The organism is Providencia sp. Me31A (assembly GCF_050487165.1).
Taxonomy (GTDB): domain Bacteria; phylum Pseudomonadota; class Gammaproteobacteria; order Enterobacterales; family Enterobacteriaceae; genus Providencia.
In genome coordinates this window covers 1-5,781 of record NZ_JBKQGZ010000050.1, presented here as the reverse complement: position 1 = coordinate 5,781, position 5,781 = coordinate 1, and the positions used below count along the sequence as shown (strand labels likewise).

At 39.2% G+C, this 5,781-nt stretch carries 8 protein-coding genes; 4 read left to right on the top strand and 4 right to left on the bottom strand.

The genetic code is table 11. From position 1 onward, the window contains the following. The 3 genes from ACLPIE_RS22155 to ACLPIE_RS22145 all read left to right on the top strand — a co-directional run. On the top strand, positions 1-450 hold a 450-nt coding region (locus ACLPIE_RS22155; protein WP_430263795.1), incomplete at its 5' end, for a hypothetical protein. 105 nt (positions 451-555) lie between these two features. Further along, complete coding sequence (locus ACLPIE_RS22150) at positions 556-1,011, top strand: regulatory protein RecX (protein WP_430263794.1); 456 nt, start codon at positions 556-558, stop codon at positions 1,009-1,011. Between the two features lie 416 nt (positions 1,012-1,427). Continuing rightward, positions 1,428-1,907, top strand: coding sequence for an Hcp family type VI secretion system effector (locus tag ACLPIE_RS22145; protein WP_430263793.1), 480 nt, complete (start codon positions 1,428-1,430; stop codon positions 1,905-1,907). Positions 1,908-1,944: 37 nt separating this feature from the next. Here ACLPIE_RS22145 and ACLPIE_RS22140 read toward each other — a convergent pair whose 3' ends face one another. From ACLPIE_RS22140 to ACLPIE_RS22125, 4 genes are all read right to left on the bottom strand, one after another. Continuing rightward, on the bottom strand, positions 1,945-2,397 hold the full coding sequence (locus tag ACLPIE_RS22140) for a hypothetical protein (protein ID WP_430263792.1): 453 nt from the start codon (positions 2,395-2,397) through the stop codon (positions 1,945-1,947). Positions 2,398-2,408: 11 nt separating this feature from the next. Continuing rightward, on the bottom strand, positions 2,409-3,137 hold the full coding sequence (locus ACLPIE_RS22135; RefSeq protein ID WP_430263791.1) for a hypothetical protein: 729 nt from the start codon (positions 3,135-3,137) through the stop codon (positions 2,409-2,411). An 806-nt stretch (positions 3,138-3,943) separates the two neighbouring features. Continuing rightward, complete coding sequence (locus ACLPIE_RS22130) at positions 3,944-4,132, bottom strand: Rop family plasmid primer RNA-binding protein (RefSeq protein ID WP_430263790.1); 189 nt, start codon at positions 4,130-4,132, stop codon at positions 3,944-3,946. Continuing rightward, positions 4,129-4,530 carry a hypothetical protein gene (locus tag ACLPIE_RS22125; protein ID WP_430263789.1) on the bottom strand — a complete coding sequence of 134 codons (402 nt, stop codon included), beginning with the start codon at positions 4,528-4,530 and terminating at the stop codon, positions 4,129-4,131. The genes ACLPIE_RS22130 and ACLPIE_RS22125 overlap by 4 nt, the downstream gene beginning before the upstream one ends. A gap of 145 nt (positions 4,531-4,675) precedes the next feature. On the opposite strand from ACLPIE_RS22125, the gene ACLPIE_RS22120 reads away from it, so the two are divergent. Then, a complete protein-coding gene (locus tag ACLPIE_RS22120) occupies positions 4,676-5,614 on the top strand; it encodes a MobA/MobL family protein (RefSeq protein ID WP_430263788.1) in 939 nt (312 codons plus the stop codon). Positions 5,615-5,781: the final 167 nt, after the last annotated feature.

The window sequence follows — 5,781 nt, the reverse complement described above, 5'->3', positions numbered from 1 at the left end:
ATGGACTCGGTTACTGAGTTTAAATCCGTGTCTGAAAATGTGTCACAGCAAGTTAGACAGAGTGTGAGCCGTGAAATACAACAAATGAATGTCGGGCAATTACTGGGCGATCAAACAGCGGCAACGTTTAAGTCCATTGAAAAAACCGCGTTACTGATTAAACAACAAGCGGATGTGATTAATCAAGAAACCTTTTCAGCGAGAGAAACGCTTCTTCATGAGTACAGGCAATTAAAAAATCGATTTTGGTGGTTTATTGGCGCAGGCGTTATTTTTGCCGCCGGTTTAACCGTGTTTAATTCGTGGTATTTTAATGAACAGCTAGAGGTACTTAAAGCGAACCAAAATGTGATATACCGAGATCAACTACAGTTAAAACAACAAATTGAAAAATTAGTCGATAAGCCAAAGATCCTCAATAACACCAGTAAAAAACAGGACGTTTTCTAACGCAGGGCAAGCCCTTTGTTCAATCCTGAAATGGACTCAAAGTTTTTGAGTCCATTTCAGGATTCTATGTTTTTAATAAAAATTAAAATATAAAAGGTCATAGATATGAAAATGATAGATAAATTGTATAGTCATGCGGTGTCATTATTAGCCCGTAAGGACTATACCAACGGTGAAATGCGGAGAATTTTGAGTCAATTGACGGAGGATTCTATTGATGTTGAAGCGACTCTCTGCAATCTACGAAATGAAGGGTACATAAATGACCAGCGTATAGCTGAAAATATGCTGTCTCGTTTTTTAAGAAAACAGTATGGGATCACCAGAATTCGACTCGAGCTTCGTCAAAAGGGTATTGCGAGAGAAATTACTGAAAACTTAATTAATTCTCTCGATATTGATTGGTTTGAGATGGCATCAGAGAGTCGAATTAAAAAATTTGGTGAAGATTTACCTATCGAACCGAAGGAGAAAGCGAAGCAGATTCGATATCTCCAAAGTCGAGGTTTTTCGATGGATGTAATTATGGAGTCACTCTCACCAAAAACGGATTCATATTGAGCTAATCATTGTTTGAAAAGCAATCATTTTAATTTCTATTGAGTTATCAATTAGTAGATATCAAGTTCACCGTCTATCAAATGAATTATCCACAGAAAATGTGGATGTTTTAGCTGATAGAGTGCTTTTTTGGGATGAAATTAAAAGATGTTAAAAACGGTCTCAAACGCGCCATAAAACGTTCTAAACTTTCATGGTGCATTTGGGTGTTATGGTGTGAGTTTAGTGCTTAAAATTGATTGTAGGCGTTTTTATGGCGATAAATGGGCTATTTTGGACAATAAACTCGCCCGTTTAACATAATGGGTCTTATCGGAACCTAATTTGTAATAGCAAAGTTATAATGTCCGCTCTATGGTGATAATTACAGAATTTTTTTAACCACCTTAGATTTCAAAAATATATAGGAAAATATAATGGCGAATTTAATCTATTTAAAGCTAACAGGGAAAAATCAAGGTTTAATATCAAAAGGTTGCTCAACACGTGAATCAATCGGTAATAAGTATCAAGAAAGTCATAAAGACGAAATTCTTATTTACTCTTTTGATCATGATATTTTTAGATTGCAAAATGTGAGTCATTCTCCAGTAACTATCACTAAACCCGTGGATAAATCTTCACCATTATTGGGAGTGTGTATTTCAGATAATGAACTTGTTGAATGTGATTTCACATTTTATAGAACGAGCGAAAGCGGCGGACAAGAAAAGTTTTATACAATAAAGTTAACAAAAGCGAGTATAAAGAACGTGTCTCTTCATTTTCCTAACTCGTTAACACATGAAGACGCCCAACCTTATGAAAGTGTTACAATTGATTATGAAAGCATTACATGGTCGCATGTAATAGCTGGAACGTCAGGCTATAGCATTAAGAGTGATAACAATATTTAAAAATATACTATTTAAGGTGCTAAGCACCTTAAATAGATTAAAAAATATCAGGCGGCGGCTCTGTATCTTCAGAAAATGAAATATTTTTCACTCCGTTATATTCATATACGCTTATTACAAATGATTTTCTTTCGTTCTCTACAGACCTATATCGATATAAACCTTCACTATCAAATTCTTCTGCTGGCGCTCTATCTACTTCTAAAGAGGACATTAAATACGATTCTAATCCATCTCTGACAGACTCAACTTCAGAAAATGGAATATTAGAATAAGTAATTCCTGAGCCGCCCTCAGTAAACCTATCAAATGAACGATAACTATAGTGAGAAGCATATTCTTTAAAAGGTGCGTTCCTGACTAGATTATCTACCAATACATAGGAATATATATAATTATGTAATCCTATGGTTCTGCTTGGAGAAAGTAAGACAAATAAATAGCAAAAAACAAAAAAAATCAAAAAATAACAAACTTTTCTTTTTTTCATGATGATTCTAATTACCTAAATGGATTAAAGCGGCTCAAATGGTAAGAGTGGATATATTGAGCGGGTGAGAAAGGCTCTACTTTTCCATTGTTTAATCGAAGATTAATCGGTTTGATTGTTTTCAAAAAGTAAGGTAAGTCTTTTTTGTATGGTTTAGAGTTAGGGTAAACTAGCGGATCAGGGAATATCCAAGGGCGTAGCTCCCTATTTTTAAAATTCCCAATTGAGCCGTAGTGTTCCCAAATTCTGATGGCTTTATCTTTTGAAGCTATTTTAAGTAATGGTTTATAATTCCTTGGCTCGTATATTTTATAAAAACCCAATAAATTGGATATAATATCTTCACCACTAAATCCACTATCGTTCATTAAAATCCCACCATAGAACCAATTACTTTGCAATGTCTCAAAGTGCATTGTCATATCTAACATAATAGCTAAAGCAATTGATTTTTTATCTTCGGAATTCAGCCCTCTCTTGACTAACCATTTAGCTGTTTTTGCAGCCGTATACCCAAAGTTAGCCATTTTTTGCTTATACTCAACAACAAAATGTGTTTTAAATAACGGGGTTGTCATTAGTGAAGGAAATTGATTAAAGAGGTCACGAGATACGTTTTCCCCTTCCATCTGAGCTTTTAAGTTAATAGCGTCAGTACCTTGAGCGTGATTTTCATCAATCCATCCGATTTCATCCGAATAAATGAGTTTCTCCCTTTCTATATCATCGAGACTAGCCATTTAAATGTCCTTATATTATCCAATAAAATGATGTCAACATAAGGCAAATATTAACACAGACAACGCTGAGAACGACCAAAGCTTATTTTTATAGATTGGTAAAACACTTAGCTAAAGATTACTCTCAATTTCTTGAAGTTAAGTTATGGATTGTAAATGCGGCATGAGCGTTAGTGACTTCGTTTATAAAAAATACGCACATTTGAAAATAATTGTTCACTCTATCAGGTTGATCGGATAGGCTAATGCCACGAAAAGAAAAAACCGCCTTTCGGCGGTTTTTCTTAAAGGTTGGTACTTTGAGTTGGGGAACTCATGGTACCGAGGTAACAGGGTCTGAACACCACTGAAACCAAATTCTGTTCTATCAGTTTAGCCGTTATTGCGGTGACACTTCAAGGATTTCAGCGAAATAATTCAGAACCCCCTGTTACCAAAGGCTATCGCCAGTGGCGTTTTTACGTGTCTGTCAGGGTTGGATTCAAGAGAACAGTTACCTGAACAGGCGTGATAGTCGGGCTAAACGGGGAGTTCGTGCAAATAGCCCAGCTTGGAGCGAACCACCTAAGCAAGCGCAGTGCCAGTATAGGGAAGCTGAGAGATAGCGCCCCCAAAGATGGAAAGAGCGGATTAAAACTGGCTGTAAACTTGTAAGGTGGGAACAGGAGAGCGCACGAGGGAGCCGTCAGAAGGAAACTTCTGGCATCTTTAGAGTCCTGTCGGGTTTCGCCTATCTTGACTAGAGCACCGAAAATCAGTCGATTTTTGTGAAGCTCGTCAGGAGGGCGGAGCCTATTGTAAAATGGCTACTTCTTTTCTAGCTTCGCGCTCAGTTGTTGGCGTAGTGACTCAGCTTGTTCATGGAGCTCTTCGCATAAGTTGGTTTCTGCATCGAGATTATTTGAATCTAGCTCATTGAGCTTTTCGAGTAAAAGCAGACTTTGTGATTGAAGAAATTTAGCCATATTGAGGACGGCTTTTTCTTGTTTGTTCATTTTTCGGATTGTTCCTTTTCGCGTTCTTGGAGTTTTTGATTAAACCGTGTGAATGATTGAATGAGTCGTTCTGGATCATAGTTGGGTTTTCCCGTCACTTTATCGACTAAGCCAGATTGCGTTAGCATTCCGGCAGACAGAAACATCTGGTGATTGCGCTCGCGTCGTTTCTTCTTGTTGGCAATGCGTTCTTGTACAGCCCGTCGTTGCGCGGTTTCTTGTCGCTGTAATTCGTTTTTTTCGGCTGTTGCGAGTACATGGAGTTGCTTTTGCTCTAATGATGTCCGGTTTTCGATATCCAGTAGTCTGATAATTTCACGTTGCCGCTCCGTTTTTTCGTTGAATTTGCGAATCAATCCCATGCGTTTGGCGATCCATTCAATATTCGTTGTGCGCATTCTTCACCTCGATTTTTCATGTTTAGCCTTTCGATTAAATCAGAATTCCGCCTATACTGCCAATTGACACTTTAGTATATAGCGCACTTATATGTTTCTGCCTACGGCGAGAAACGTGCGCCCTTGCAGGGGGCTAAAACCCAAGATGGCGACCTACCATTTTAGTGTAAAGTTTGGTGCAAAAGGACGCGGTGTAGCGCATGCGGATTACATCACTCGAGAGGGAAAATATCAGCATCGAGGCGATCTTGTGCATGTTGAGCATGGGAATATGCCTGCATGGGCAAAAGCCGAGCCTCAGCATTTCTGGCAAGCTGCAGATCAGTTTGAGCGAAAAAATGGCTCTGCGTACCGTGAATTTGAAATCGCGCTCCCTCGAGAACTGAACAGCGAGCAGCAAATTGGGCTGGTTCGTGAGTTTGTGAGCCGTGAATTGGGCGAGCGTCATGCTTACACATTGGCGATCCACAACCCCACCGCCAGTATTGACGGCGGAGAACAGCCTCACGCACATGTGATGATGAGTTTACGCGTAAATGATGGCATAGATCGCGCGCCTGACCAGTATTTTAAACGGTTTAATGCGAAATACCCTGAACGTGGCGGAGCGCAAAAGGATTCAGGGCATAGCTTAACCTTGAGTGAGCAACGGGATGCGCTGGTTGATTTGCGTGAGCGTTGGGCTGATACCCATAATCGTTATGTTGAAAATTTAGGGATTGATCAGGCTCGAATAGATCACCGTTCGCTAGCTGATCAAGGAATTGAGCGATTGCCGGAATATCACTTGGGATTTGAAGCGTCAGGACGACTGACGGATGAGGATAAACTCAGTCTAAAACAGCTTCGGGAGCAGCCTGATATTGAGCGATATGGGCAAGAGCAAATGCGGTATATCGATTTTCATGATGAAAAATGGCTCTCCGAGTATAAGCAAGCGATGGAGCATTATCGAGAACGCTTTGAGCAAAGTTTTATCGCAGATTTAAAACAGAATATAGCTGAACAAAAACAGGAGATAGGGCGTAGCGTTATCAAAGAAAAAACCATTGAACGGGAACGAGGGTTTGGTTATGGCGATTAGTACAGATCAAAAAATTTTAGGATTGGTGTTATTTGCTGAGACTCAGCAAAAAGAGTTGTCTAAAGCGATAGAGACCATGATGGACTCGGTTACTGAGTTTAAATCCGTGTCTGAAAATGTGTCACAGCAAGTTAGACAGAGTGTGAGCCGTGAAATACAACAAATGA